Source organism: Synechococcus sp. BO 8801 (genome assembly GCF_002252675.1).
In the GTDB taxonomy this organism is placed as follows: domain Bacteria; phylum Cyanobacteriota; class Cyanobacteriia; order PCC-6307; family Cyanobiaceae; genus Cyanobium.
This window is the reverse complement of sequence record NZ_NQKY01000021.1, coordinates 1-24,418: the sequence shown is the minus strand read 5'-3', so window position 1 is coordinate 24,418 and position 24,418 is coordinate 1. Positions and strand designations below refer to the sequence as shown.

At 70.0% G+C, this 24,418-nt stretch carries 29 protein-coding genes; 14 read left to right on the top strand and 15 right to left on the bottom strand.

The genetic code is table 11. The features are described 5' to 3' along the window. Positions 1–27 precede the first annotated feature (27 nt). Entirely contained in the window at positions 28–258 is a 231-nt protein-coding gene (locus CJZ86_RS13380) for a hypothetical protein (RefSeq protein WP_094586606.1), read from the top strand. A 91-nt stretch (positions 259–349) separates the two neighbouring features. Further along, entirely contained in the window at positions 350–553 is a 204-nt protein-coding gene (locus CJZ86_RS13375) for a hypothetical protein (protein WP_143594159.1), read from the top strand. A gap of 206 nt (positions 554–759) precedes the next feature. Here CJZ86_RS13375 and CJZ86_RS13370 read toward each other — a convergent pair whose 3' ends face one another. Next, positions 760–1,497 carry a DUF3102 domain-containing protein gene (locus tag CJZ86_RS13370; RefSeq protein WP_094586602.1) on the bottom strand — a complete coding sequence of 246 codons (738 nt, stop codon included), beginning with the start codon at positions 1,495–1,497 and terminating at the stop codon, positions 760–762. Between the two features lie 357 nt (positions 1,498–1,854). Here CJZ86_RS13370 and CJZ86_RS13365 point away from each other — a divergent pair, with 357 nt between their 5' ends. Both CJZ86_RS13365 and CJZ86_RS17555 read left to right on the top strand, forming a co-directional pair. Beyond that, complete coding sequence (locus CJZ86_RS13365) at positions 1,855–2,202, top strand: hypothetical protein (protein ID WP_094586600.1); 348 nt, start codon at positions 1,855–1,857, stop codon at positions 2,200–2,202. A 317-nt stretch (positions 2,203–2,519) separates the two neighbouring features. Then, entirely contained in the window at positions 2,520–2,654 is a 135-nt protein-coding gene (locus CJZ86_RS17555; RefSeq protein ID WP_286145734.1) for a hypothetical protein, read from the top strand. Positions 2,655–3,511: 857 nt separating this feature from the next. Here CJZ86_RS17555 and CJZ86_RS13355 read toward each other — a convergent pair. Continuing rightward, positions 3,512–3,703 (bottom strand): hypothetical protein, encoded by a 192-nt coding sequence (locus CJZ86_RS13355; protein ID WP_094586596.1) that lies wholly within the window; start codon positions 3,701–3,703, stop codon positions 3,512–3,514. Positions 3,704–3,872: 169 nt separating this feature from the next. On the opposite strand from CJZ86_RS13355, the gene CJZ86_RS13350 reads away from it, so the two are divergent. Beyond that, positions 3,873–4,160 carry a hypothetical protein gene (locus tag CJZ86_RS13350; RefSeq protein ID WP_094586594.1) on the top strand — a complete coding sequence of 96 codons (288 nt, stop codon included), beginning with the start codon at positions 3,873–3,875 and terminating at the stop codon, positions 4,158–4,160. A 51-nt stretch (positions 4,161–4,211) separates the two neighbouring features. Next, positions 4,212–4,556 carry a hypothetical protein gene (locus CJZ86_RS13345; protein WP_094586592.1) on the top strand — a complete coding sequence of 115 codons (345 nt, stop codon included), beginning with the start codon at positions 4,212–4,214 and terminating at the stop codon, positions 4,554–4,556. Between the two features lie 55 nt (positions 4,557–4,611). Here CJZ86_RS13345 and CJZ86_RS13340 read toward each other — a convergent pair whose 3' ends face one another. The 3 genes from CJZ86_RS13340 to CJZ86_RS13330 all read right to left on the bottom strand — a co-directional run bounded on the left by CJZ86_RS13340 (position 4,612) and on the right by CJZ86_RS13330 (position 8,481). Continuing rightward, positions 4,612–5,826: a site-specific integrase gene (locus CJZ86_RS13340; RefSeq protein WP_094586590.1), complete on the bottom strand. Its 1,215-nt coding sequence runs from the start codon at positions 5,824–5,826 to the stop codon at positions 4,612–4,614. A 181-nt stretch (positions 5,827–6,007) separates the two neighbouring features. Further along, entirely contained in the window at positions 6,008–7,252 is a 1,245-nt protein-coding gene (locus tag CJZ86_RS13335) for a mechanosensitive ion channel family protein (RefSeq protein WP_094586588.1), read from the bottom strand. Then, the gene (locus CJZ86_RS13330) at positions 7,249–8,481 is read right to left on the bottom strand and encodes a hypothetical protein (protein WP_094586586.1); all 1,233 of its coding nucleotides are present in this window, start codon (positions 8,479–8,481) and stop codon (positions 7,249–7,251) included. The genes CJZ86_RS13335 and CJZ86_RS13330 overlap by 4 nt, the downstream gene beginning before the upstream one ends. Before the next feature lie 112 nt (positions 8,482–8,593). Here CJZ86_RS13330 and CJZ86_RS13325 point away from each other — a divergent pair, with 112 nt between their 5' ends. Further along, positions 8,594–8,941 (top strand): hypothetical protein, encoded by a 348-nt coding sequence (locus CJZ86_RS13325; protein ID WP_094586584.1) that lies wholly within the window; start codon positions 8,594–8,596, stop codon positions 8,939–8,941. A gap of 28 nt (positions 8,942–8,969) precedes the next feature. Here CJZ86_RS13325 and CJZ86_RS13320 read toward each other — a convergent pair whose 3' ends face one another. From CJZ86_RS13320 to CJZ86_RS13310, 3 genes are all read right to left on the bottom strand, one after another. Then, the gene (locus tag CJZ86_RS13320) at positions 8,970–9,254 is read right to left on the bottom strand and encodes a DUF5666 domain-containing protein (RefSeq protein ID WP_094586582.1); all 285 of its coding nucleotides are present in this window, start codon (positions 9,252–9,254) and stop codon (positions 8,970–8,972) included. 148 nt (positions 9,255–9,402) lie between these two features. Beyond that, positions 9,403–9,747 carry a PilZ domain-containing protein gene (locus CJZ86_RS13315; protein ID WP_158219570.1) on the bottom strand — a complete coding sequence of 115 codons (345 nt, stop codon included), beginning with the start codon at positions 9,745–9,747 and terminating at the stop codon, positions 9,403–9,405. A 161-nt stretch (positions 9,748–9,908) separates the two neighbouring features. After that, positions 9,909–10,382: a hypothetical protein gene (locus CJZ86_RS13310; RefSeq protein WP_094586578.1), complete on the bottom strand. Its 474-nt coding sequence runs from the start codon at positions 10,380–10,382 to the stop codon at positions 9,909–9,911. A 172-nt stretch (positions 10,383–10,554) separates the two neighbouring features. On the opposite strand from CJZ86_RS13310, the gene CJZ86_RS13305 reads away from it, so the two are divergent. The 4 genes from CJZ86_RS13305 to CJZ86_RS13290 all read left to right on the top strand — a co-directional run bounded on the left by CJZ86_RS13305 (position 10,555) and on the right by CJZ86_RS13290 (position 15,507). Next, positions 10,555–11,529 carry a J domain-containing protein gene (locus CJZ86_RS13305; RefSeq protein ID WP_094586576.1) on the top strand — a complete coding sequence of 325 codons (975 nt, stop codon included), beginning with the start codon at positions 10,555–10,557 and terminating at the stop codon, positions 11,527–11,529. A gap of 70 nt (positions 11,530–11,599) precedes the next feature. Next, on the top strand, positions 11,600–12,601 hold the full coding sequence (gene hemB, locus CJZ86_RS13300) for a porphobilinogen synthase (protein ID WP_094586574.1): 1,002 nt from the start codon (positions 11,600–11,602) through the stop codon (positions 12,599–12,601). Positions 12,602–12,646: 45 nt separating this feature from the next. Next, entirely contained in the window at positions 12,647–13,084 is a 438-nt protein-coding gene (locus CJZ86_RS13295; RefSeq protein WP_094586572.1) for a VOC family protein, read from the top strand. 11 nt (positions 13,085–13,095) lie between these two features. Then, positions 13,096–15,507, top strand: coding sequence for an endonuclease MutS2 (locus CJZ86_RS13290; protein ID WP_502690436.1), 2,412 nt, complete (start codon positions 13,096–13,098; stop codon positions 15,505–15,507). A 30-nt stretch (positions 15,508–15,537) separates the two neighbouring features. Here CJZ86_RS13290 and CJZ86_RS13285 read toward each other — a convergent pair whose 3' ends face one another. Then, entirely contained in the window at positions 15,538–16,776 is a 1,239-nt protein-coding gene (locus CJZ86_RS13285; protein ID WP_094586568.1) for an ABC transporter ATP-binding protein, read from the bottom strand. A gap of 64 nt (positions 16,777–16,840) precedes the next feature. On the opposite strand from CJZ86_RS13285, the gene cgtA reads away from it, so the two are divergent. Continuing rightward, positions 16,841–17,833: an Obg family GTPase CgtA gene (cgtA, locus tag CJZ86_RS13280; RefSeq protein ID WP_094586566.1), complete on the top strand. Its 993-nt coding sequence runs from the start codon at positions 16,841–16,843 to the stop codon at positions 17,831–17,833. Positions 17,834–17,899: 66 nt separating this feature from the next. Here cgtA and CJZ86_RS13275 read toward each other — a convergent pair whose 3' ends face one another. Then, entirely contained in the window at positions 17,900–18,118 is a 219-nt protein-coding gene (locus tag CJZ86_RS13275; protein WP_094586564.1) for a Calvin cycle protein CP12, read from the bottom strand. A 189-nt stretch (positions 18,119–18,307) separates the two neighbouring features. On the opposite strand from CJZ86_RS13275, the gene CJZ86_RS13270 reads away from it, so the two are divergent. After that, positions 18,308–18,796, top strand: a complete 489-nt coding sequence (locus tag CJZ86_RS13270) for a hypothetical protein (protein ID WP_094586562.1) — start codon at positions 18,308–18,310, stop codon at positions 18,794–18,796. Here CJZ86_RS13270 and CJZ86_RS13265 read toward each other — a convergent pair. Genes CJZ86_RS13265 through CJZ86_RS13255 form a run of 3 tightly spaced genes read right to left on the bottom strand, consistent with a single transcriptional unit; the run spans position 18,770 to position 22,349 of the window. Then, positions 18,770–20,689: an ABC-F family ATP-binding cassette domain-containing protein gene (locus tag CJZ86_RS13265; RefSeq protein WP_094586560.1), complete on the bottom strand. Its 1,920-nt coding sequence runs from the start codon at positions 20,687–20,689 to the stop codon at positions 18,770–18,772. The genes CJZ86_RS13270 and CJZ86_RS13265 overlap by 27 nt on opposite strands. Beyond that, on the bottom strand, positions 20,686–21,360 hold the full coding sequence (locus CJZ86_RS13260) for a DUF2301 domain-containing membrane protein (RefSeq protein ID WP_094586558.1): 675 nt from the start codon (positions 21,358–21,360) through the stop codon (positions 20,686–20,688). Before CJZ86_RS13260 ends, CJZ86_RS13265 begins: the two co-directional genes overlap by 4 nt. Further along, complete coding sequence (locus CJZ86_RS13255) at positions 21,357–22,349, bottom strand: glutathione S-transferase C-terminal domain-containing protein (RefSeq protein ID WP_094586650.1); 993 nt, start codon at positions 22,347–22,349, stop codon at positions 21,357–21,359. Before CJZ86_RS13255 ends, CJZ86_RS13260 begins: the two co-directional genes overlap by 4 nt. Before the next feature lie 60 nt (positions 22,350–22,409). Here CJZ86_RS13255 and CJZ86_RS13250 point away from each other — a divergent pair, with 60 nt between their 5' ends. Further along, the gene (locus CJZ86_RS13250; RefSeq protein ID WP_094586648.1) at positions 22,410–23,354 is read left to right on the top strand and encodes an aspartoacylase; all 945 of its coding nucleotides are present in this window, start codon (positions 22,410–22,412) and stop codon (positions 23,352–23,354) included. Here CJZ86_RS13250 and CJZ86_RS13245 read toward each other — a convergent pair. Both CJZ86_RS13245 and CJZ86_RS13240 read right to left on the bottom strand, forming a co-directional pair. Beyond that, entirely contained in the window at positions 23,339–23,764 is a 426-nt protein-coding gene (locus CJZ86_RS13245; protein ID WP_094586556.1) for a hypothetical protein, read from the bottom strand. The genes CJZ86_RS13250 and CJZ86_RS13245 overlap by 16 nt on opposite strands. Positions 23,765–23,766: 2 nt before the next feature. Next, positions 23,767–24,063, bottom strand: coding sequence for a hypothetical protein (locus tag CJZ86_RS13240; RefSeq protein ID WP_353615229.1), 297 nt, complete (start codon positions 24,061–24,063; stop codon positions 23,767–23,769). Between the last annotated feature and the right edge of the window lie 355 nt (positions 24,064–24,418).

Genomic DNA, 24,418 nt, shown 5'->3' with positions numbered 1-24,418 from the left:
GCTTCCGCTGTCCTGATTCACCCGGTCATGTTCTCCGAAACCACCACCACCGAATACGCCGCTGACCTGGCCGATGACATGGCCGCCCATGGTGTCGAGCTGCTGCAGGATGCCGAGCTGCTACTGGCTGATCTCCAGGCCATGCCGCTGCCCCCCGCCCTCGCCTCCGAGGCTGCCCAGCACCGTGCTGCGCTGATCAGCGCGCAGGCCTTCTACAGCGCAGTCAGCGGCCGGCTGGAGGCCTCCGCCACAATCTGAGAAGGTTGCTCGTGTCGCCTGATCTGCCGTTTCATGATGCAGGAGTCCTCTCCTGGTCAGCCATGCGATGGAACCCACTAAGTGGAGGTACATGGCTCTGGCAGAGCTCCTCCTAGACGAGATTCATGCCGCGAACGAACAGCCTGCCACCATCGACAGCGTGGCAGAGCTTCTCGCTCGGATGATCGAGATCATGGACGCCTATCGGGCAACAGGGGGCGACGTGGCGGAGCTGCTGGACAAGGTGGTTCAAACCATGGAGACGTATAGGGAAGGCTTGATCAACCGTCAATGATTCCCATGCTCGCTACCATTCCCCGCCTCGTCGATCGTCGCCGTGATGACGATGATCCCGCCCCTCCTGGAGCCGATTTGTCCCTGCTGGCGAGTGCTCAGGCGCGTCGTGCTGCCCGCCAGGACGCCGGCATCGTCAAGCATCTGCAGCGGGGCGACGTTGGCTGCTGTGGCGTGCGTCAGGCGTCCTAGAGACCCGCTACGGGGCTAGGTGGCGATGGAGTGCCTCAGCCCAGTGGCTGCGCCAGGCAGCCCCCATCCCACCCTGACGGGCTCATTTGCTCCGTCCTGCAGCCAGCTGTAGGTGCTCCAGCCGCCGGAGGCACCCGGGTGAACGTCGGTGATGGTGCCGGAGATGGGGCCATGCGATGAGCGGCAGTCGCACCGATCGCCGACCGCCATCTCGACACGGCGAGCAGATGGCGTGTAGTCGCTGGTGCAAGCAAGCATCAATTCTTCGCCATAGACGTGCATCAGGGCCCGCTTGGCAGCGCAGACCGCTTCCTTTGCGGCGTGTAGCTCTGCTCCGGCCCAGCGGTCAACCTGCCGAATCTCAGAGGCCAGCTCCAGCTCCCAGAGCGCAGTGGACAACTTGCCCATGGCCACCGAGTAAGGATCCGCCTGCTCTGGCTCTGGCCGCTTCCTGCTGCTGCTGGCAGCCAGCACCTTGTCCGCCTCCCGTAGGGGCAGATCCGGCCGCGCCTCGCGTGCTGCTGCGAAGGCGGGATCGTCCCACCGCTTGGCCACTGTCATGAACCGCTGCGCAGTCCGTGGTGACAGGGAGCAATCCTGCTCCAGCCATTCGCCCCACTTGCGGCCGGCTGCCTGAACTGCAGCCTTAGCCTCGATCAGCAGGCTGCCTAGGTCACGAGCCCGCTCCAGTGCCAACGCATCCGGCGCCAATGCCCGGATCTGCTGGCTGTATTGGTTGAGCGTCTTTGCCATGCTATGACCATAGCATCCGCCACGCGTGGCGAATTAGTGCTATGTTGATTGCACGTCGGGGGAGACAACCCGACCGCCAGCCGTCCACAGGCGTTAAACCGGGCCGAGCCGCCCCCAGTAGTCAGGGGGCCACAAGGAATCGACACCCCGAGCGCCACGGCGCCCCCACCGCTGCAGGATCGGCACCCGGCCACCAGCAGGCACTGACGAAAGACCCGGCGGTGGGGTCCGGCATGGGTGAGACGCCCGAAGAATCGAACCTCGACAACCGAATCGGACGACGATCACGCCGGGGGCCCATGCCCGCCGAGGCCTGGAAGCGATGGCCCGGCGGGCGAACCCTTCGCCCCTGGAAACGTGAACAAGAACGAAATGCACACCGTCGAGCTGCTGCTGCTGGCCGCCCTGGTGGTTGCCGAAGCGGTGATCGTGCTGGCGGCCGCCCTGGTGGCCTTGGTGCTCACCGCCGTACACGAGAAATCTTCGGCCCCGGCGCCGCAGACACCGGAACCGCTGCCAGCACTGGATTCTTCGGCCGCTGCCCTCGTACACGAGAAATCTTCGGCCCCGCCCCTGCTGCATCCCCTCGCCGTGATGGCTGAGCAGCTGGAGGCCCTCCCCGTCACCACGTTGCGCCCAATGGCCAACGTCCGTAGCAAGCGCCCCAGGAAGGCCGAGCTGGTGGCTGCCATGGTGGCCTGCTGACCCCTAGCCCCCCGGAACGGATCGTCCCGCTACCAAACACCCGCCCGCTTGTGCCGGTTGGCTGTGCCAATCCTGGCCAGCGCCTCTGTCCTGAGATTCTGGCCAGGCTGAAATCCACTGCGCCGCATGGGTTGGCAATCCACGGATCATCTATGCGCAGATCAGATACGCAAGCGCCTAGGCCGCCTGCATCCGCCATCCATCCCCTAAGCCATGTCAGCGGCTGGAGGCCTTGGACGTGATCGGCGGCTGATGCCATTCAACCGCTCCCGTTACACTCCTTTGCGTTGACAGCGAGAAGCGCATAGATGGCTTTGTTGGAGAACGATCAGGCCCTCGCCCTCGCGGTCTGGCTGACCGGCTCCATCCACGTGGATGGCCTTGATGCCGCAGAAAAGCTGGCGGATGTTCTCGGCGTCGAGGGCTTGCTCGGCTTCGAGCTCGAGCCTTGATTCCCTCGAGTGCCAATCTGCTTCAAGCTGCCCGCTGCCATCGTGAAGCGATGCCTGAACCAGACCCGCGCCGTGTCCGCCTGGTGGAGCTTCGCCGCCAGCTAGAGGACCTGGCTCAGCAGGTCCTCGCATCTAGGCTTGATTCACCAGGGAGGGCTGCCCTGGATGAGCGGTTCCGGGAGCGGCTGGAGCAGGTGCTGGCTCTGCGAGCTGAGCTTGAGGGCTGACCTTCAGGTTGTCTTCCTGCCCTATGCCATCGTTGGTGCAATTGCGAGTTAGAGATGCCAGAACCCGACCCGCGCCGAACTCGCCTAGACGCCCTTCGCGAGCAGCTGGAGCCCCTAGCCCGGCAGGCGATGGAACAACAAGCCAACTCTCCGGAGCGGACCGCCCTCGATGACCGGGTCAGTGAAGTGCTGTGGGCGATGGTGGCCCTGCGAGAGGAACTTGAACCTTGAACCTGACTTCCGACGCACTCGCTTACAGGCTCTTCGTCTACAACTGGAGCCATTGACGCGGCAGGCATTGGCAGCCCCGGCCTATTCGCCGGAGCGGGCCGCCTTGAACACTCGGTTGATCGAGGTGATGTTGGCGGTGGTGGCCTTACGCCAAGAACTAAAGGGCTGATCCTGAGGCCATCTGCTTCCGCGCCTCCCGCTTCGTCACCCTACTCAGCTCTGCAGAACTGAGGAACCATTGCGCAGGTGGCAAGCCGCGCTCAATTCGCGCCAGAACCGTGTCGCAGCTCAGTCCGTACCCCACCGCCAGTTGATCGAGGCTCACAGGCCGGCCGTCCAGTGCGAAGCGGGGAAGCCCACGGCCGCGCCACCAGATCGAGATCGTCACGGTCGAGGCCATCAATCCCGCTCCCGGCAGCTCATGGTAAGGACCCGCACCTCCCAGTCGCCCTTCTCGTGCTGGGCAACCATCACCATCGGCCCGTCGCCCGTGAGGATCCGCACCCTGAACTTGCCGACGCTGCCACCAGCGCCGAGCAGCTGCAGCGGTATCTGTCGCAGGCGGCTGGCCTCAGGCCCCGCCCGCTTCACCGGCGGCGGGGTCGAGGGTGGCCACCGCTACCGCATCAACGACGGCCCCGGCGGCGTCAGCCTTGGCCGTGAGGCCTTCCTTTCCGCTGCCGGTCGTCTGTCTTTGATCAACGCTCCAGCGAACAGCCTCTGGACCGCCCCGACGGCAGGCACCGTGATTCCGGCTGCCATGACCCGCCAGCTCAAGGAGGCCGGCATGACCGGCCCCAGCGCCTCGGTGGTGGCATCGCACCATGCCGTGGCGATGCAGCGGCGCACCGGGACGACCGTGACCACCCCGGCGCAGGCACCTGCTGGCCGCCGTGGCAGTGAACAGACGCTTGCCCAGCTCGGGCTGGCTGTGGCCGATCTGAGCGCCGAGGTGAGGGCCCTGCGGCAGAAGCAATGGACCGTGCCTGTCCAGGTGCGGAACAGCGCCGGGACCACCCAGATCAGGATGATCAATTCGTTGAGCTGATCCAGAGCAAAGCTCCAACAGCCCTATCCTCTGTTTGGGTCAGCTTTCACCATGCGCATTGTTGCCCTCCTGCTGGCCCTCGCCCTCGCCGGATGCGGCAGCAACCCTCAATCTGAGGCGACCAAGACCGCTGACGTGGCCACCTCGATCAGCATGTTGACCGTCATGGCGCAATCAATGGCCTATGACAGCCGGGTGGCCAGCGGTGCGCTTGACCAGAAGGACATGGCGATGGCCTGCTTCTACGGCCGTCGCACGGTGGCCACCGGCGAGGCAATCAAGGCCAAGGTGGCGGGGCTCCCCGACAACGTGAAGGCCGCGATGCCGCCAACCGTTACGAACACAGAGGTGCTGAATAAAGAGGTTGAGGCCGCGTGCAAGCGTGCAGGGTTCTGATCACTGCGCCAGGAAGAACCGCAGGAACACGCTCTCCATCCGCTCCGTTATCGGCTCATTTCTTAAAGGCTGCTTCGAAAGCGGCAGCTGTTGTTTTATCAGATGCCCAGCGATAACTGCTGGAGTGGACTGCCAGGCTGTGTCCCATGGCCATCGCTACGGCACCTACTTCCACCCCATAGCGGTGGCAGCGCAGGCTGTAGCTGTCGCGGAAGGTATAAGGGCGTAACCATTCTCCTCGCGCTTCGTACTGCTCCCTTAGTTTGCGCCATTCAGGCTGTCGGGCCAGGTACTTCTCCACGTAGTGCCCATCAAGCATTGCCAAGCCGCCATCAGACCCTCGTGGAAGTTCAAGCAGGTCGGCATCCAGTGCCCCGGCAAGATTCCACTCCACCATGCTGCCGATCCGGTCTTTCAGTGGGCATGCCATTAACCAGCGGGGCTCCGTCATCTGGGCGCCGCATGTTTTGCGGTAGCTGCACCAAAGCCGCAATGTTCCGCCTTCATCAATCTTTGCGGCCAAGTGCTGGAGCTCCACTGGGCGCAGGCCGTAGAGCGTAAGCAGGCGGAGCACGTTGGACCATTCCGGATTGCGCGCCTCGATGGCCTCGATTAGGTCAAGCAGCTCCCTGTCCTCAAGCGTTGCCTTGATCCGTTTTGCAGCTGGTCGGCCACGCAACTCTTTGATGCTGACCGCGCTAATCCTCCAGCAGCTCGGTTGATGGTGTCTAGCTACGGCGTGGTCGGTCAGGTTCCGTAAGGCGATGCAGCAAGCGGCCCGGCTCGGAGGCTTGCCGCTCCACCGCACCAAGGTGCGACGAAGGAGTTCATGCCCATCCACAGGCGGTTTGGTGCCGGTGAGCTGGCGAATGGCTTCTTCGATGTACGGGGCGTAGTTGCTTCTCCAGGTCTGCAGGCGGATTTCGTTGCGCCCGTTCTGCAGGGCATCGCGCAAGCTGGCAGCGATGGCCTCCCAGTCAGTGGACGGGGCCATGGTGTCGCTCTGCCCCAGTGTGATCGCCAAGGCGCTCCTAAGCGTCTCCCGATTGCTGGCCACGAGCTTGTAGATCCTTCCGATGAGCTGAAGTGCTGGGTTGACCGATGCCGGAGCCCACTCCAGCGGCAGCACCACCCCCTCTGCCCGCTGGCCGGCACGACGGACCTGGAGCCGGATTTTCCCTCGATGTGGGCTCACCGTCCAGCCAGTCGCCACCTTCGCGGCACCTCGGAAGCCGATCTCCCACGGCTTGGTGTAACGGGCGGCAGGCATGGAGGAGAGGGGATCACACCAGATGTGTGCAAGCCGTGTGCAAAATCCTTCTCTCAGCTTACCCCAGACTCCATGGGACTCCCCTGAATCCCGTGCTAGCACTAGGTTCTCGTGATGGGCCCTGGCTTCGTGAATCTGTGTCACCCAAATGACCCATGGGGCCTGGAAGGGCCCTTCCCAATCATCCGGAGGCTCCTCCCGGCGGCTCCGTCCTGGCGCGCTCCACGATCAGGCGTGGGAATGGCAGGGCGATGCCCAGCTCTCGGAACCGCTCCATGGCCGCCGCCACGACGGCGCTGCAGATCCTGCGGTTGGCGAAGGGGCTGTGGATCCAGAACTTGACCACGTAATCGCCGCCGCGGTCCCCCACCCCCTGCAGGTAGGCCTTCGGGGGCGGATGGCTCTCCACGCCGGGCACGGCGGCGGCGATCTCCTCCAGCAGGGCCAGGATCGTGCCCGCGGGCTGGCCAGCATCGACGCTGATCGCGATCTGGGTGAGAAAGCGGGTGCGGCCGACGCTGAACTCCACCGTGCTGGAGTTGAAGAAGGTCTGGTTGGGAATCACCAGTTCGGCGTTGTCCCGGTCGCGCCAGAGCCGGGTGGCCCGCAGGCCGAGGCGGCGCACCTCGCAGAAGTCGCCGTCCAGGGCGATGATGTCGCCAGGCCGCAGGGAGCCTTCGAACAGCAGCCACAGGCCGCTGACGAAGTTGCCGAACACCTCCTTGACGCCGAAGCCGAGGCCCACCGACAGCCCCCCGGCGATGGCCAGCAGGGCGGTGCTGTTGAAGCCGATCGTTTCCAGCAGCACCACGGTTCCGAGGCTGATCACCGCGTAGCGCACCATCAGGCCGATGGCGCGCGCACTCACCCGCTCCAGGGCAAAGCAACGCTTCAGCAGCCAGGCCACCCCCAGCGACGGCGGTCCTGAGGCGACGAGCAGCAGGTAGAGCACCACCACCAGTCGCGTCATGTCGCCCACATTCACATTGGCGCCCATCCAGCGGCCCAGGGGGATCAGGGCCAGTTCGGCGCGGGTGTCCAGCTGCTCGATCAGCGTCCACAGCAGTCCGGCGAGCAGGAACGGCCGGATCAGCAGATGGCGCAGCGGCTGAATCTGATCCTCGGGAAGCCAGCGCTCGGCCCGATGCAGCACCAGCTCCGACACCTGCAGACTGGCCACGAGGGTGATCAGCAGGACGGCCAGGGCCGTCGGCTGACGGGCGATGGTCAGCAGGCCCCAGCCCAGGCCACCCACCACCCCCGTGGCGGCAAGTGCCAGCCACCTTGAGCGGCCGGGCGGCCCGCAGCGGTGGCCCGCCAGGCGGCTGACCGCCACGGCCAGGGCCACCAGGGCGAGCTGGAGCAGGACCTGGGGCCGGCCCAGCATCGGCAGCCAGCCGACCATCTGGCCGAGCAGGTCGTTCATGGCCTGGGAGCCAGGGCCCTGAGCACATCCCCGGTGGCCTCCGCCGCCGTGATCTCGCCGAAGGCCACCGCCGTCACCAGGCGCGTGAGCTCGCGGTCGCGGGGATCGCCGGCGGGCAGCAGCCGGGCGATGGCGTCGCTGGCGTCGGCCTGCCGCACGGAGCGCTGCATCGCCTTGAGCACGGGGGTGTGCAGCGCCGAGGGCGGGACGAAGCGATTGGTGGGCAGCATGTCCTGGTTGTCGGTGGTCAGGGTGCTCTGGATCCAGGGGTTCAGCGCAAACACGGCCAGGGCCTCCGCCACGCGCCGCTGCCGGGCGGTGGAGTCCGTGCCGAAGGCCAGCACCCGCAGCCGCGTGATCGGTGTCGGCGGCCCGTAGGGTCCGGCGGGCAGGTCGCTCACCCCGAGGGCGGTCCCCAGGCTGCGGCGCAGCCGGCTGAGGCTGCCGCTGTTGCAGGGGATCCAGTCCAGGCGCCGCTCCAGCAGACCCTGCACCAGGGCTTCCTGGTCGGGCTCGATGAAGACCTGCTGGTTGAAGTTGGCGGCCGAGAGCCAGGCCAGCCACCGCTGCAGCCCCTCCCGTTCGCCGGCCGCCAGGGGTCGCCCGGCGGCGGCGGCGAGGATCGCCCGATCCGCCCCCAGGGGGCCCGTGCTCCAGAAGAGGCTGCGCGATTCCACCGCCAGCCCCACCCGCAGTCCCCCGCGGGCCGCTCTGAGCAGGTCGTCGGTGCTGGTCGGGCTGGCGGCCAGCCGGGTGCGGTTGTAGCAGGCGAGCTGCGGTCGCCTCAGAATCGGCAGGCCCGCCAGACCCCGCGGCGGAATCTCCAGCCGCTGCAGGGAATCGGCGTCCACCTGGCGGCGTGTGGCCTGGGGCAGCTGGAGGCCACGGGCCAGATCGGCCTCCACCAGGGCGTGGGCGGTGGAGCCCGCCACCAGCATCAGATCGGGGCCGAAGCCGGCGGCCTGCCGGCGACGCACCTCCCCGATGAAGGCACTCTCCCGCAGGAGGTTGGTTTCGATCGCCACGTGGGGGTGCAGCTGGCGAAAGGCCGCCACGATCGCCTGCGCCTGCAGGACCTCTTCCTGCAGGATCGCCTTGGTCAGCGGCTGGTCACCTTCGACGCTGATGGCCAGATAGGCCGTTCCCCTCAGCTCCTCCGTAGCGAGGCCGCAGCCCGAGAGAAGGCTGAGCGGCAGCGTCAGCAGCAGGACCCGCAGGGCGCCGTTCATGGCCTGCAGGGCCCAAAGGAGGACTCTAGGAGCCCCCGTTGGCCCCACCCGTGCCTTCGGCGGCAAGGCGTCCCGACCTTGCTAGGACGAGGACTCCTGCGCATGACCGGCGATGAAACGCTGCCAGCTCCTCATCGTTCCGGCCGTCGCGGTGGTGGCCATCGCCCTGGCCCTCCCCGGCGCCAGCCAGGCCCGGCCCAACCCGGGCGGGCTCGGCGGGCCGGCCTCCGGCGTGGGGGTGGCCCCCGGCGCCGGTGCCGGGGGTGCGGGTGCCGGGGGTGCGGGTGGGCCGGCCTCCGGCGCCGGGGTGTTGCCGGGGGCCGGATTCGGCGAGGCCGGAGCGGGCCTGGAGCGGGGGCCGGAGGGTAATCCCGGTGGCCTCGGCGGGCCAGCCTCCGGGGCCGGTGTACGCCCCGGGCTCGGCTACGGGGCGCCCGGCGCCGGGATGGTCCGGCGCTGACGAGGCGGGCGGCTCAGGCCGGGAGGCCTCAGTCGTCCAGCTCGATCTCCTTCGCGAAACGGGTGCCCCCACGCTGGGAGTGCTCCACTTTCACCTCCATCCCCGGTTTCAGATCGGCGAAGGCCTTCAGGCCATCGTCGTAGTCCGTGGACGCATTGGTGAGCAGCGTCTGACCCCCGACGACAAAGGAGCGTCGGCCGGCATCGACGGACTGGATCTTGCCTTTGAGGGAATCGGAGGAATCGGCCAGCACCGGCGTGGCGACCGTGCCGAGGAGGAGGCTGGCGGCGAGGGTGTGATGGAGCAGGTTCATGGCTGCTTGTCGTCAAGCGACGGGGACCACCGGATCGTATGGATTTCACCGCTGTGGTTGCTGCGGGCTTCGATGACTGGATGTGACTCACCCCGGCGCCAGTCATGACTGGACATCCCTCCGCCCACGGAAGTTCAGACTCGCGGCGTCAGAGCTCCTCCGCCTTGATCAGCAGTCTGAGAAAAGTCTTGGAAATGTCGAAACCCTCTTCAAACCTGAGCCCCGAGTAGTGGGCACCCCTGAGCTGATTCATCCAGATCAGCTCGCCCCTGGCTTCAATGATCTCCTCGTCGCTGGGATCGTGGAAGCGAATCTGGGCGGGGGTTCCCATGGGGACCTGCTGAAAGCTGCGGATGCAGGCGCCGGAACGGCTCACATCCCAGAGATGGCCGGAATAGCAATGATCCTGAAAATAGACCTCGACTTTAATGAGAATCTGAAAAAAGGGCGCTGAAAACTTGGGTTCTCGAGCGGGAAGTCTTGACTCCTTCATGTCCCTGGGGAGAGGAGATTGGCTTCGAACGGGTTTCAGTGTTCTGCGGAACTGGTTTAGGGACTCTACCAAATTCATCCATGCCGTCTACCTCGTGCCTCGACATCTGTGTGTCAGTGGACACGTGGTTTTCCGGGTGATTCGCTGCTCCGTTCCCGCCCTCAGGGGGTAACCGTTCCCGGCGTCTGGGTGAAGCCGCTCCAGCGCTTCAGCTCCTGCAGGGTCTGCACACCCTCCACCCGGCTGGTGCCCAGGACCCAGGTGGGGTAGGCCTTGATGCCCGCCGCCTGGCAGCGTTCCCGGCCCTCGCTGGTCTTGTCGCACTCCACGTAGGGCAGCCGGTCCCCCGCCTGCTGGCCGAAGAGGCTCTTCTGGCGGAAGCAGGCCGGGCACCACCACGCGCCGTAGAACACGGCCCCGATCCGCCGCAGATGCTCCGTCAGCGCCAGCTGCTCGCCGCCGGAGGGGGCCAGGGCCTCACCGAGGGTGGGGGTGGTGGAGCCGCCGGCCTGGCCGCCGTGGGCCGGGGGGCTGAAGCTCAGCAGGCCCCCCGCCAGGGCGGACAGCCCGCCCAGCAGCAGCAGCGCCGGGGCCGTAGGCCGCCGGGGGGGGCGGGGTCGGGAAAGGGGGGGCATCGGCGGGGCGGCGAGGCCGGAAATCTAGGCCGCCCCCAGAGTCGTGCCCAGCGGCCGTACCCCTCTGCCGTACGGGCTTCCGCCCTGCCCGGGCCTGTGAATTCAGCGGCGGGACTGGGACAATTTCCAGGTTCGACGGTGACGGGCGCCCTGGCGACATGAGCGTGACGAGATGAGCGTGAATGGTTACCGCGACTATTTCAAGGTTCTGGGTCTCGAGAGGGGCACCGATGCCGATGGCATCAAGCGGGCCTTCCGCAAGCTCGCCCGCCAGTACCACCCGGATGTGAATCCCGGTGATGCGTCCGCCGAGGCCCGTTTCAAGGAGATCAGCGAGGCCTATGAAGTGCTCTCCGATCCCGAGAAGCGCCGCCGCTACGAGCAGTTCGGCCAGTACTGGAACCAGATGGGCGGCGGCGGTGGCGCCCCCGGGGTCGATGTCGACTTCGGCCGTTACGGCAATTTCGACGACTTCATCAACGATCTGCTGGGACGCTTCGGTGGCGGCGCCGCGGCCGGCGCCCCCGGCGGTTTCGGCTTCGGCAGCGGTTTCCCCGGTGGCTTCGGCTCCGGTTTCGGTGGTGCCGGCGCCGAGCGCTCCACCCAGGTGCAGCTCGATGCCGAGGCCACCATCAGCCTGCCGGTGGCCGATGCCTTCCGCGGCTGTGAGCGCACCCTGGCCGTCAACGAGGAGCGGGTGCAGGTGCGCATCCCCGCCGGCGTCAAGGACGGCAGCCGCCTGCGGCTGAAGGGCAAGGGCAACCTGCAGCCCGGCACCGGCCGCCGCGGCGATCTCTACCTCACCCTCAAGCTCCAGCCCCATCCCGTCTGGCGCCTCGATGGCGACCAGCTGCGGGCCGAGCTTCCCCTCAGCCTCGACGAACTGGCCCTGGGGGGCGAGGTGCGCGTGGCCACCCCCGATGGCGAAGCCACTATCCAGGTGCCCCCCGGCATGACCCTCGGCCGCAGCCTGCGGCTCAAGGGCAAGGGCTGGCCGGTGAAGGACGGCCGGGGCGACCTGCTGTTCACCCCGACCCTGAAGCTGCCCGATAGCCTCAGCCCCCGGGAGCGGGGCCTGCTCGAGCAGCTGCGCCAGGCCCGCAGCGTCGACCCCCGCCAGGACTGGATCAGCGCCGCCCTGCTCTGAGGGCCGCGCCCCTTCGCGGTCCAAGTGCCGGAAGGGCTTTCCGTAGGATCCGGCCAGTCAGATCTGCCCCATGGAGCTCACCTATCGGCCCCGCCGGCTGCGTCGCACGCCGGCCCTGAGGGCCATGGTGCGGGAATTCCAGCTCAGTGCCGCCGATTTCATCTATCCGCTGTTCGTCCACGAGGGCGCGTCCAACGAGCCCATCGGTGCCATGCCCGGCGCCCAGCGCTGGAGCCTGGAGGGGCTGGTGGCGGAGGTGGGCCGGGCCTGGGACCTGGGCATCCGCTGCGTGGTGCTGTTCCCCAAGGTGGCCGACGGCCTCAAGACCGAGGACGGCAGCGAGTGCTTCAACGAGGGCGGCCTGATTCCCCGGGCGATCCGGCGGCTCAAGCAGGAGCATCCGGCCATGGCGATCATGACCGATGTGGCCCTCGATCCCTATTCCTGCGACGGCCATGACGGCATCGTCAGTGCCGAGGGAGTGGTGCTCAACGACGAGACCATCAGCCTGCTCTGCCGCCAGGCGGTGGCCCAGGCCCGGGCGGGAGCGGATCTGATCGGCCCCAGCGACATGATGGACGGCCGGGTGGGGGCGATCCGCGAGGCCCTCGACGAGGAGGGTTTCGAGCACGTCGGGATCATCAGCTACACCGCCAAGTACGCCTCCGCCTACTACGGCCCCTTCCGCGAGGCGCTGGATTCGGCCCCCCGGGCGGTGAGCAGCAAGCCCATCCCCAAGGACAAGAGCACCTACCAGATGGATCCGGCCAACGGCCGCGAAGCCCTCACCGAAGCCCTGCTCGATGAGCAGGAGGGGGCCGACATCCTGATGGTCAAGCCGGGCCTGGCCTACCTCGACGTCATCCATCGCCTGCGGGGCGAAAGCGAGCTGCCCATCGCCGCCTACAACGTCAGCGGCGAGTACGCCATGGTCAAGGCCGCCGCCGAGCGGGGCTGGATCGACGAGCGGGCGGTGGTGCTGGAAACCCTGCTCTGCTTCAAGCGGGCCGGCGCCGACCTGATCCTCACCTACCACGCCTGCGACGCCGCCCAGTGGCTGCGCGACGGCTGAGCCGCACCGCTTGAATGGTGCGATGAACCGTCGCTGCCCCCTCCCATGACGCGTCTTGGCCACGTGGCGGTGCGGGTCCAGGACATGGAGCGTGCCAAGCGCTTCTACGAACAGCTCGGGCTGCGCCTCACCTGGGATGCCCAGGACTGGGCCTACATGCAGTCGCCCGCCAACGGCGACGGCATCGCCCTGCTCAGCCCCAGCTACACCGCCGCCGGGCCCCACTTCGCCTTCCACTTCAGCGACCGCGCCGAGGTGCAGACCGTGCATGACCGGCTGGAGGCGGAGGGCCACCGGGTGGGGCCGGTGCACGACCACCGCGACGGCACCGCCTCCTTCTACCTGCAGGATCCGGAGGGCAACTGGCTGGAGATGCTCTACGAGCCCGCCGCCGGAATCCCCTCCAACGTGGGCGCCGCCGCCATCCCCGCCCCTGCCCCCGCCCCCATCTCCACCTCCACCTCCCTGGCACCGGCGGGGTGAGCGCAGCCCCTGTGAGCGAGATCCACCAGGACACCCTGGAGCTGCTGGAGTGGCCCCGGCTGGCCGAGCACCTGGCCGGTTTCGCCGCCACCGCCGCCGGCCGCCGCCACTGCGCCGGCCTCGGCCTGCCCGACCATCCGGCCGAAAGCCGCCGCCTGCTGCTGGAGACCACCGAGCTGCTGGCCCTCGACGGCCTCTGCGAGGGGGGCCTGAGCCTGCAGGGGGCCGGGGACATCGCCGCCACGGTGGCCCTCTGCGCCAAGGGCGGCTGCGCCGGCGGTGAGGAGCTGCTGGCGCTGGCCGCCACCCTGGCGACGGCGCGGCGGCTGCGGCGCCAGATCGAGGACCCGGAGCTGCGTCCCGTCACCACGGCCCTGGTGGCCGAACTGCGCACCCTGCCGGAGCTGGAGCAGCGGCTGCATTTCTGCCTGGAGGAGGGCGGCCGGGTGGCGGACCGGGCCAGTGGCCCCCTGGAGGCGGTGCGGCGCCAGCTGCTGGCCCTGCGCGGCGAGCGGCGCGACCGGCTGCAGGAACTGGTGCGCCGCTACGGCTCCCTGCTCCAGGACACGGTGGTGAGCGAGCGGGGCGGCCGGCCGGTGCTGGCGGTGAAGGCCGGGGCCGCCGCCCAGGTGGGCGGCCTGGTGCACGACAGCTCCGCCTCCGGCAGCACGGTGTTCGTGGAGCCCCAGGCAGTGATTCCCCTGGGCAACCGCATCCGCGATGCCGAGGGCCAGGAGCGGGAGCTGGAGCGGCAGGTGCGCAGCGAACTCAGCGCCATGGTGGGCGAGCAGGCCGAACCGCTCGGCCACCTCCAGCAGGTGCTGGTGCGGATCGATGCGGGCCTGGCCCGGGCCCGCTACGGCCAGTGGCTGGGGGCGGTGCGGCCCGAGCTGGCCGATTCGGCCGACGCCCCCTTCGAGCTCATCGACCTGCGCCACCCCCTGCTGCTCTGGCAGGAACGGCGCGAGGGCGGCCGGCCGGTGGTGCCCGTGACCATCCGGGTCGGCCCGGAGCTGCGGGTGGTGGCGATCACCGGCCCCAACACCGGCGGCAAGACGGTGACCCTCAAGAGCCTCGGGCTGGCGGCCCTGATGGCCCGCGCCGGCCTGTTCCTGCCCTGCGCCGGCACCCCCCGGCTGCCCTGGTGCGGCCAGGTGCTGGCCGACATCGGCGACGAGCAGTCGCTGCAGCAGAACCTCTCCACCTTCAGCGGCCACATCCGCCGCATCGCCCGCATCCTGGGGGCCCTGCCCCAGGGGCCGGCGTCCCTGGTGCTGCTGGACGAGGTGGGGGCCGGCACCGATCCCACCGAGGGCAGTGCCCTGGCCGCCGCCCTGCTGCGCCACCTCGCCGACCGGGCCCGCCTCACCGTCGCCACCACCCACTTCGGCGAACTCAAGGCGCTCAAGTACGCCGATCCCCGCTTCGAGAATGCCTCGGTGGCCTTCGACGTGGAGACCCTCTCGCCCACCTACCGGCTGCAGTGGGGCATCCCCGGCCGCAGCAACGCCCTGGCGATCGCCTCCCGCCTGGGGCTCGACCCAGCCGTGCTGGCGGCGGCCGCTGCCCAGCTGGAGCCGGGCGGCGAGGGTGATGTGAATCGGGTGATCGAGGGGCTGGAACAGGAGCGCCAGCGCCAGCAGGAGGCGGCCGAGGCGGCGGCGGCGCTGCTGGCCCGCACCGAGCTGCTGCACGAGGAACTGCTGCAGCGCTGGTCGCAGCAGAAGGAGCAGTCGGCGGAACTGCAGGAGCAGCGCCGCCAGCGGCTGGAGCTGTCGATCCGGGAGGGGCAGGGGGAGGTGCGGCGACTGATCCGGCGGCTGCGCTCGGTGGGCCAGGAGGTGCGCGTCGGTGGTCGTGTGGCCGGGGAGACGGCCCGCCAGGCCGGCCAGCGGCTGCGGCACCTCGAGCAGCAGCACCGGCCCCTGCCGGAGCGGCGCGACCACGGCGGCTGGCGGCCCAAGGCCGGCGACCGCATCCGGCTGCTGGCCCTGGGCAAGGCGGCCGAGGTGCTGGCGATCTCCGACGACGGCAGCGAGCTCACCGTCCGCTGCGGCGTGCTGCGGCTGACGGTGGAACTGGCCGGCATCGAGGGGCTGCACGGCGAGAAGCCGGCGCCCCCCGAGCCGCCGCCCCAGGTGCGGATCCGCAGCCGCCGTTCCCCGGGCAGCCGCGGGCCCGAGGTGCGCACCGAGGGCAACACGGTGGACGTGCGCGGTCTGCGGGTGCACGAGGCCGAGGCGGCGGTGGAGGAGCGCCTGCGGGGCGCCAACGGGCCGGTGTGGGTGATCCACGGCATCGGCACCGGCAAGCTGAAGCGGGGCCTGCGGGACTGGCTGTCCGGCCTGGCCTGGGTGGAGCGGGTCAGCGATGCCGAGCAGGGGGATGGGGGCCCCGGCTGCAGCGTCATCTGGGTGAAGTGAGGCCCTGCCAGCGCCTCGCTGGCTGATGGCTCAGTGGTTGATGGCGGGCAGCTGGGGTTCCTGCCGCGGCGGCGGCGTGGTGGCTTCGGGCGGCAGCAGGGCCGACCCGAGCCCGTCGAACAGGCGCCAGCCCGTGGGCTCGACATCGAGATGCACGGTCTGGCCCACGGTCACGCTCTGGTCCGGGGTGGCCCGCACCAGCACCAGGTGGCTGCCCTCCAGCAGCCGGCAGGTGACCAGCAGCTCGTTGCCCAGGGCTTCGCAGTGGCTCACCTCCGCCGCCAGGTTGCGGTTGGTGGCTGGGGCCAGCCGCAGGTGCTCCGGCCGCAGGCCGCCGGTGATCCGGTGGCCGATCCAGTCGCCCAGCAGGTCGGCCATCGGACCCTCCACCGGGAAGCGCCGCCCCCCCAGCAGCAGCTGGGCGGAGCCGGCCACCTCCACCGGCAGCAGGTTCATCGCCGGGCTGCCGATGAACTGGGCCACGAACAGGTTGGAGGGCCACTGGTACAGCTGCATCGGGGTGCCCAGCTGCTGCAGCCGGCCCTCGTTGAGCACGGCGATGCGGTGACCCATGGTCATCGCCTCCACCTGGTCGTGGGTGACGTAGAGGGTGGTGGTGCCCAGGCGCCGCTGCAGCTCGACGATCTGGGTGCGGGTGCCGGTGCGCAGCTTGGCGTCCAGGTTGCTGAGGGGTTCATCCATCAGGAACACCGCCGGCTGGCGGGCGATGGCCCGGCCCAGCGCCACCCGCTGCTTCTGGCCGCCGGAGAGCTCCTTGGGCCGGCGCTCCAGCAGCGGCTCCAGCTCCAGGGTGGCGGCCACCTCGTCGATGCGCGCCGCGATGCGGCGCTCCCGCTCGGAGTCGATCCGCAGGGGGGCCGGTAATCCGCGGGTGGCCCGGTGCAGGCTGTCCTGCAGCTGCTGGGGCAGGCTTCGGTGGCGGCTGCGCCGCAGGCCGAAGCCGATGTTGTCGGCCACGCTCAGGTGGGGATAGAGCGCGTAGCTCTGGAACACCATCGCCACGTCGCGCTGGGCCGGCCGCAGCCGGCTCACGGGGCGTTCCCCGACGTAGATCTCGCCCGCGGTGGTGGCCTCCAGCCCGGCCAGCAGCCGCAGCAGGGTGCTCTTGCCGCAGCCCGAGGGGCCCACCAGCACGAGGAATTCACCGTCCTGGATGTGCAGGTCGAGTTGGCGCAGCACCTCCACCGGGCTGCCGCCGCGACGGGGCGGGTAGGTCTTGCCGACCTTCTCGAAGCGGACCTCGGCCAAACCAGGGGTGCAACCGGGGGATCCTAGGGTTGTTCCTCATCCGAGCCCCGGCCGAACCCCTTCCTTGCAGTTCATCGATCAGGCCCGCATCGCCGTGCGCGCCGGCCGCGGCGGCGACGGCATCGTGGCCTTCCGTCGTGAGAAGTACGTCCCCGCCGGCGGGCCCTCCGGTGGCGACGGTGGCCGCGGCGGTGACGTGCTCCTCGTCGCCGATGCCAACCTCCAGACCCTGCTGGATTTCAAGTACCGGCGCCTGTTCGCCGCCGACGATGGCCGCCGCGGCGGACCGAATCGCTCCAGCGGGGCCAGTGCCTCCACCCTGACGATCCGGGTGCCCTGCGGCACGGAGGTGCGCGACTGCCGCACCGGCATCCTGCTGGGGGATCTCACCAACGCCGGCGAGGAGCTGCTGGTGGCGGCCGGGGGCCGGGGGGGCCTGGGCAACGCCCACTACCTCAGCAACCGCAACCGGGCGCCGGAGAAGTTCACCGAGGGCAAGGAGGGGGAGGAATGGCTGCTGCAGCTGGAACTCAAGCTGCTGGCCGAGGTGGGGATCATCGGCCTGCCCAATGCCGGCAAGAGCACCCTGATCGCCGTGCTCTCGGCGGCCCGGCCCAAGATCGCCGACTACCCCTTCACCACCCTGGTGCCCAATCTGGGGGTGGTGCGGCGGCCGAGCGGTGACGGCACCGTGTTCGCCGACATCCCCGGCCTGATCGCGGGGGCGGCGCGCGGCGCCGGCCTGGGCCATGAGTTCCTGCGCCACATCGAGCGCACCCGGCTGCTGCTGCATCTGGTCGATGCGGGTGCGGAGGATGTGTTGGCGGATCTGCAGGTGGTGGAGGAGGAGCTGGCCGCCTACGGCCACGGCCTCAGCGATCGCCCGCGCCTGGTGGTGCTCAACAAGATGGAGCTCCGTGATGCCACCGAACTCGAGGAGCTGGTGGCGGCCATCGCGGCCCACACCGGCGAACCGCCCCTGGTGATCTCGGCGGCGGCATCCCAGGGACTCGATGCCCTGCTGGCCGCGGTGTGGGCGCAGCTGGGCATCGCCTGAGACCTGATCAGGCCCCCGCGGGGGAAACCCCCGGTCAGCGTGGAGTGATCTGGGAGCGTCGCGTGATCAGTCGTCGTAGACGCGACACTCGGGCGCTTCGGGGTTGAGGTCGCAGTAGACCTCCAGGGGGCTGGGGTCGTGGCTGTCTTCGGGGTGGTGCTCCTTGTACTCGTTGAGGGCCTTGAGCTCCTCTTCGAGGTGGCGCACCTTGCCGAGATTGCCGTCGGCCTTGGCCGATTCGATCTCGACTTTGTCCTTCTCGATGTGATCGTCGATCGTCTTCATGCAAAAACCGGCCGTCACGGGTCGGAACTCACCGCAGACACCATACGGTCGGGGCCGGGGGATCGCCGTCTCCTGTGGGTCTCCTCACACCCCCCGGCCGGGGCCTGAGCGTTGCAAACCCGGTGCCGGCGGCTGCGGTGGAGGGTCCTCCGTGGCTAGCAGCGGAATGGACAGTGCCCCGGTTGGCCCATGACACGCATCAGCAAGCGGCGGGAACGGCATTTCATCGACGAGCACGGCCGGCTCTTCTGGATCAACGGCCCCGAAACCCACTGCTACCTCTCGGAGCAGCGCCAGTGGCGCCGGGGCCTCGGCTTCGAGGAGGTGCTGGTCTGGAAACAGTGCGCTCCCAGCGGACTCGTCAGCCAGCGCTTCGCCAGCGTCCAGGCGGCCCTGGAGGCCTTCCAGGCCGACGCGGTGCAGTGGTACCAGGATCTCTACCTGCGCCGCATGGGGGACCAGATGGCGGCCCACCGCAGCGTGGACGATTACAAGCCGACGGCGATGCAGCAGGACGAAGCCCGGGGCGCCCGGGTGCAGCGCCAGCCCTGGCTGCTGCCGGAGCCCGCCGGGCCGGTCTGCGGTCTTCCCCCCCGGATGGCGGATGGGGCGGGGCTCCTGGAGGTGCCCCACCCGCACCGGCGCCGGCGCTCAGGCTGCCAGCTCGCTGAGCGTTAGCCAGCGCTCCTCGGCGGCGGCGATCCGCTCCACCAGGGCCGCCAGCTCGTGGGTCAGGGACTCCAGCCGGGCGTAGTCCGGCCCGCTGGGGGCCGCCAGGTGCTGCTCCAGTTCCCGGCGGCGCTGCTCGAGCTCCGGCAGTTCGCTCTCCAGGCGCTCCAGCTCCCGGGCCTCCTTGAAGCTGCGTCGCCGGGGCCCGGCCGCCGCCTGGGTCGCTGGCGTTGCGCGCCTGGTGTCCTGCGGGGTGGCCTCAAGGGCGGCGGCAGGACCGGGGGCGGCGGCTGGGGCCTGGGCCCGCCGCTCCAGCCAGCTGGTGTAGTTGCCCTCGAAGCGCTCCAGCCGGCCCGCCTCGAAGTGGAACAGGCGGTCGACGGTGCGGTCCAGGAACCAGCGGTCGTGGGAGACCACCACCACACAGCCGCGGAAATCCTCGAGGAAGTCCTCCAGCACGCTCAGGGTGTGCACGTCGAGGTCGTTGGTGGGCTCGTCCAGGAGCAGCACGTTGGGGGCCTCGATCAGCAGCCGGCAGAGGTGCAGCCGCCGGCGCTCGCCCCCGGAGAGCTTGGCCACCGGCTGGTGCTGCTGGGCGGGGGGAAACAGGAACCGCTCCAGCAGCTGGGAGGCCGTCAGCTCCACCCCGTCCACCTGCACCCGGCTGGCGGCCTCCTGCACCACCTCGATCACCTTGCGCTTGCCGTCCTTGGCCAGCAGCACGTCGCTGTGCTGGTCGAAGTAGGCCAGCTTCACCGTGGCCCCCAGCTCCAGCAGGCCCTCGCTGGGGGGGCGGCGGCCGGCGATCACCTCCAGCAGGCTGGATTTGCCGGCCCCGTTGGGCCCGATGATCCCCACCCGGTCCTCGGGGCTGAAGTCGTAGCTGAAGTCCCGCAGCAGGGTGCGCTCCCCCACGGCCACCGCCAGGCCCTCGGCGGTGATCGCCCGCTTGCCGATGCGCCGGGCGGTGGCGGCCATCGCCAGGCTGGTGCGCCCCTGGCGGGCGGGGGCCTCCAGCAGGGCATCGATGCGCTGCAGCCGGGCCTTCTGCTTGGTGCTGCGGGCCTTGGGGCCCTGGCGCATCCAGGCCAGCTCCCGCCGCAGGGTTCCCTTGAGCTTGGCGGCGGTGGAGGCTTCCGCCTCCTCCTCGGCCGCCTTCAGGGCCAGGTAGGTGCCGTAGTTGCCCTCATAGGGGCGGGCCTCGCCCCGATCCACCGCCACGATCCGCCGGGTGACCCGATCGAGCAGGTAGCGGTCGTGGGTGACGAGCACCAGGGCGCCGGCGAAGCGATCCAGGTAGCTCTGCAGCCACTCGACCCCCTCGGCATCGAGGTGGTTGGTGGGTTCGTCCAGCAGCAGCACCTCCGGTTCGGCCACCAGGGCGGCCGCCAGGGCGACGCGGCGCCGGTTGCCGCCGGAGAGTTCGCCGATCGTCCGCTCCTGGTGGGCCGCGTCGATGCCCAGGCGTTCCAGCACCTCGCGGCAGCGGCGCTCCAGATCCCAGGCCTGGCAGCTGTCCATGCGGTGCTGCAGGGCGCTGAGGCGGGCCAGGAGCTGGTCGTCCTCTGGATGGAGGGCCAGCTGGTGGCTCACCCCGGCGTACTCCCGCAGCAGGGCCATGGCTTCCCCGTCACCGGCGAACACCTGCTCCAGCACGGTCAGGGCCGGATCCAGCCGGGGCTCCTGGTCGAGCAGCACCACCCGGGTGCGGGCATGGCAGCGACGCTCGCCGCGATCCAGCGGTTCGAGGCCCGCCAGCACCCGCAGCAGGGTGCTCTTGCCGGCGCCGTTGGGGCCGATCAGCCCCAGCCGGTCCCGCTCACCCACGTGCAGGTCGAGGTCGGCGAACAGGGTGCGCAGGCCGAAGTCCTTAGTGGCCCCCACCAGGCTGATCAGGCTCATGGGGTGTCGCCGCTCTCGACCAGGCCCAGGCGCTGCTGCTCCAGGTGGGCGAAGACGCTCTTGTCGCCCACATCCGCCGCCGCCGGCATGGGGAACTTGCGCAGGCAGAGCACCAGCAGCAGCAGGGCCTCGGCGGCCAGAAGGCTGGCGGTGGTGGCCGGGCTCAGCACCCCGGCCAGGCGGCCGAGCAGGGCCAGGGGCAGCAGCAGGGTGACCCCGATCGCCTCGGGGCGCTGGAAGCAGAAGAACTCCTTGAAGCCGATGCCGGCCAGGGCGGCGAAGTAGGGCCCCACCGCCAGGATCCACAGGGGTTGCTGGGCCAGGGCGGGGAGCATCTGGCCCGGTCCGGCCCGCAGGGCCAGCAGCACCCCGCCCAGGCAGCCCGCCAGCCAGAACAGCTGCAGGGCCCGGTGCAGGGGGCGCAGGTAGATGTGGATCCAGCGCAGGGCCAGGCCCAGCCCGGCCGCCATCACCAGCAACCAGGGCCAGAGCAGGTCGGGGCCCAGCTGGCGCCACTGGGCCAGCAGGGCCAGCTGGCCGAGGGCCACGGCCGTGAGGGCCAGCCGGTAGCCGAGCACCTCGCGGCGGTCGGTGGCGGTGATCGAGAAGGTGCCATACACCCCCTCGAAGACGGGGTCGACGCCGTCCGGGGTGGCCAGGGTGCTGCTCATCGGAGGGGGGCGCCGGGGGCGGCCGGGGGCGGGCTGCCTACCAGTGTGGCCAGGTCCGGTCCCGCCGGGACGATGCCGGAGGGGTGGAGGGGGAACAGGGCCCCGAAGTAGTCGGTCCGCCAGGCCGTCGGGAAGCAGGTGGCGGCCACCCCCTCGAGGGCGTGGAAGCGGCGCCGCCAGTCCCACAGCCGGGGCAGCTGCCAGAGGGGCTTGCGGCTGCAGCCGAACAGGGGCGCATAGACCAGTTCCATGCGGATCAGGGTGGGAAACAGCACCACGTCCGCCAGGCTGGGGTGGGCACCGCCGCAGAGCCAACCGCCGCTATCCCCCTGGGAGGCGAGGGCCGCCTCGACCGCCTCCAGCGTGTCGAACAGGGCCGCCTCGGCCTCGTCGTAGGCCGCCTGGTTGCGGGCGAAGCCACAGCGGTACACCCCGTCGTTGACCTCCCCCTGCAGGCGCTCCCGCCAGGCGGTGATGGCCGGGAGGTCCGCCGGCGGGGCCAGGTCCGGAGCCCCGGGCGCAGCGGGCCAGGCGTTGAGCAGCTCGATCAGGCGGGCGCTCTCGTTCACCAGGATCGTCCCCGTTCGCCGGGAATAGAGGGCCGGCACGGTGGCCCGGGCGCGGGGATCGGCGCCGCAGCGGCGGTAGAGCTCGAGCAGGGTCGCGCTGCCCTCGAAGGGCTCGCTGAACCGCCAGCGACCGGCGTCCGGATCGGGAACCACCACCACCGTGTCGATCATCGGGGCCAGGCCCCGCAGGCTCCAGGTGATCCAGGCCCGATGGGCCCAGGGGCAGCTTCGCCCCACGATCAGCACGTGGCTGCCGGCTTCGGCGGCGTCCTCCGGCACCGGCGGCAGGGCGGTGAAGGCCCCGGCCGGCCGCCGGTAGCGGCCCTGGCCGTCGGCGGGGCCGAGCCCCCCCATCAGCAGGCGCCACTGGCACTGCCAGAGCTGCCGGGCGGAGCGCACCAGCGGAGCGGGCGGGGCCATGGACATCACGGTTCGCTGCCCTGACTCTGCGCCAGGCTGGGGCCAGTGAGCGAGCAGGCGATGGTGGCGGGCCGGGTGATGGTGGTGGGGGGCACCCACGGCAACGAGCGCAACGCGCCCTGGCTGCTGGAGGCCTGGCGACGGCACCCGGCCCTGCTGCAGAGCCGTGGCCTCGCCCTGGAGCTGGTGCTGGGCAACCCCGCCGCCCACGCCGCCGGGGTGCGTTACCTCGACCAGGACCTCAACCGCAGCTTCGTGCCGGACCGCCTGGATGCCCCCGGGCCGGGGGACCGGGAACTGGAGCGGGCCCGGGAGCTGCTGGCCCGCCACGGGCCCGGCGGCAGCGCCCCCTGCCTGGTGGCCCTTGACCTGCACAGCACCACCGCCGCCATGGGCAGCAGCCTGGTGGTCTACGGCCGGCGGCCTGCCGATCTGGCCCTGGCGGCGGGCCTGCAGCGACGCCTGGGCCTGCCGATCTACCTGCATGAACAGGACCGGGCCCAGACCGGCTACCTGGTGGAGCGCTGGCCCTGCGGGCTGGTGGTGGAGGTGGGCCCGGTGCCCCAGGGCGTGATCCAGGAACCGATCTGCCGGCAGAGCCAGCTGGCCCTGGAGGCGGCCCTGGAGGTGCTGGCGGAGGCCCGCGGCGGAACCCTGCGCCAGCCCGACCGGCTGGTGGTACACCGGCACCTGGGCAGCCTCGATCTGCCCCGCCATGGCGACGGCTCCCCGGCGGCGGTGGTGCATCCCCAGCGCCAGAACCGCGACTGGCAGCCGATCGCCGCCGGCGATCCCCTGTTCCTGACGGCCGAGGGCGCCACGATCCCCTTCCACCCGCGGGAAGACCAGGAGATCGGCCCCGTCTGGGCCGTGTTCATCAACGAGGCGGCCTACGGCGAGAAGGGCATCGCCCTCAGCCTCACCCGGCGGGAGTCCTGGCCGGTGGAGCCGGGCTGGGGCCAGGCGCTCCAGGACCTGGCCCGGGAGCTTCAGAGCCCGGGCTGAGCCTGGCTCTGGCCGGCGGCGGCGGGCTGGGAGCGGGGCACGCCGTTGTAGAGGACGTTCAGGACGCTGCGGCCATCCGGGGAGATCAGGATCTCGCTCTCCACGGTCGGCGGCAGGCCGAGCTGGACCCAGCCGGGTACCCCGCCGTAGAAGCGGAACAGGAAACCCTCCGCATCGGCGCGCACCAGGCAGTTGCCGCCGCTGCGCTCGTACATGCAGAGCGCGGGCCGGTAGACCCCGAGGCCGCCGTTGATCACCTCGGCCCGCATCCGGGCCAGGTTCGCGGCGCGGCCCCGCTGGAAGGCCTGCTCCTGGGTCATCTGGGCCCGTGCCGGGGAGGCCCACACCAGGGGGACGGCCAGCAGCAGGGCCAGGCAGCCCAGCAGGGGCCGCAGGGAAGGGGAAGTCATGGTCATCCGCAGACGAGGGTGGTCTGTTCCTTGGTGCAGGGGAGGTCGGTCTTGCTGCCGTCGGCCCAGTAGATGCGCAGCCGGTCGTCCTCGGTGTCGGTGCGCAGGGTCAGCGACTTGACCACGCCGGCCGGGGGCTTACCGGCCGGATCGGCGGTGTCGGGACGCAGGTCGGCCTTGTTGAGCCGCTGCTCGAGCTGCTGGATCTTGAGTTCGAGCTGGTCGATGCGGCGGCTCTCGGGATTGGGCAGGCCCTGGCAACCGGCCGCCAGCAGGGGGAGCAGCAGCAGGGCGGGCAACGGCCCGCGCAGGCGCCGGCGCAGTGTCTGAGGAGGAAGCGACGAACGCGAGACCATCGGCGGCAGGGCGAGATGACCGGAGCACCTCACCTCCTAGCAGCGGCAGGGGGGCCAGGCCAGGCGGGAAGCTCATCCTTTCTTCATGAACGCCGCCTCACACGCCGCAATGGTCTGTTACATTGGCTTGAGGCGATCCGTCGCCCTTCCTTACGCCCACGGCCGGCGCGCCTGCGCTTCCGCCCGAAGGCACTCTTTCATGCACTCATGACCGCCACTCTCCAGCAGCGCTCCGGCGCTTCGGTGTGGAACCAGTTCTGTGAGTGGGTCACCTCCACCAACAACCGTCTCTACGTCG

Coding starts and splice junctions, on each gene's coding strand:
- CJZ86_RS13310 (WP_094586578.1), bottom strand. CDS start 10,382: ATGCCCCCCCTTTCCCGACCCCGCCCCCCCCGGCGGCCTACGGCCCCG.
- CJZ86_RS13350 (WP_094586594.1), top strand. CDS start 3,873: ATGACCCGCCAGCTCAAGGAGGCCGGCATGACCGGCCCCAGCGCCTCG.
- CJZ86_RS13315 (WP_158219570.1), bottom strand. CDS start 9,747: ATGAAGGAGTCAAGACTTCCCGCTCGAGAACCCAAGTTTTCAGCGCCC.
- CJZ86_RS13335 (WP_094586588.1), bottom strand. CDS start 7,252: ATGAACGACCTGCTCGGCCAGATGGTCGGCTGGCTGCCGATGCTGGGC.
- CJZ86_RS13375 (WP_143594159.1), top strand. CDS start 350: ATGGCTCTGGCAGAGCTCCTCCTAGACGAGATTCATGCCGCGAACGAA.
- CJZ86_RS13250 (WP_094586648.1), top strand. CDS start 22,410: ATGGTGGCGGGCCGGGTGATGGTGGTGGGGGGCACCCACGGCAACGAG.
- CJZ86_RS13345 (WP_094586592.1), top strand. CDS start 4,212: ATGCGCATTGTTGCCCTCCTGCTGGCCCTCGCCCTCGCCGGATGCGGC.
- CJZ86_RS13340 (WP_094586590.1), bottom strand. CDS start 5,826: ATGCCTGCCGCCCGTTACACCAAGCCGTGGGAGATCGGCTTCCGAGGT.
- CJZ86_RS13370 (WP_094586602.1), bottom strand. CDS start 1,497: ATGGCAAAGACGCTCAACCAATACAGCCAGCAGATCCGGGCATTGGCG.
- CJZ86_RS13320 (WP_094586582.1), bottom strand. CDS start 9,254: ATGAACCTGCTCCATCACACCCTCGCCGCCAGCCTCCTCCTCGGCACG.
- CJZ86_RS13245 (WP_094586556.1), bottom strand. CDS start 23,764: ATGACTTCCCCTTCCCTGCGGCCCCTGCTGGGCTGCCTGGCCCTGCTG.
- hemB (WP_094586574.1), top strand. CDS start 11,600: ATGGAGCTCACCTATCGGCCCCGCCGGCTGCGTCGCACGCCGGCCCTG.
- CJZ86_RS13260 (WP_094586558.1), bottom strand. CDS start 21,360: ATGAGCAGCACCCTGGCCACCCCGGACGGCGTCGACCCCGTCTTCGAG.
- CJZ86_RS13295 (WP_094586572.1), top strand. CDS start 12,647: ATGACGCGTCTTGGCCACGTGGCGGTGCGGGTCCAGGACATGGAGCGT.
- CJZ86_RS13270 (WP_094586562.1), top strand. CDS start 18,308: ATGACACGCATCAGCAAGCGGCGGGAACGGCATTTCATCGACGAGCAC.
- CJZ86_RS13380 (WP_094586606.1), top strand. CDS start 28: ATGTTCTCCGAAACCACCACCACCGAATACGCCGCTGACCTGGCCGAT.
- CJZ86_RS13330 (WP_094586586.1), bottom strand. CDS start 8,481: ATGAACGGCGCCCTGCGGGTCCTGCTGCTGACGCTGCCGCTCAGCCTT.
- CJZ86_RS13325 (WP_094586584.1), top strand. CDS start 8,594: ATGAAACGCTGCCAGCTCCTCATCGTTCCGGCCGTCGCGGTGGTGGCC.
- CJZ86_RS13265 (WP_094586560.1), bottom strand. CDS start 20,689: ATGAGCCTGATCAGCCTGGTGGGGGCCACTAAGGACTTCGGCCTGCGC.
- CJZ86_RS13275 (WP_094586564.1), bottom strand. CDS start 18,118: ATGAAGACGATCGACGATCACATCGAGAAGGACAAAGTCGAGATCGAA.
- CJZ86_RS13255 (WP_094586650.1), bottom strand. CDS start 22,349: ATGGCCCCGCCCGCTCCGCTGGTGCGCTCCGCCCGGCAGCTCTGGCAG.
- CJZ86_RS13305 (WP_094586576.1), top strand. CDS start 10,555: ATGAGCGTGAATGGTTACCGCGACTATTTCAAGGTTCTGGGTCTCGAG.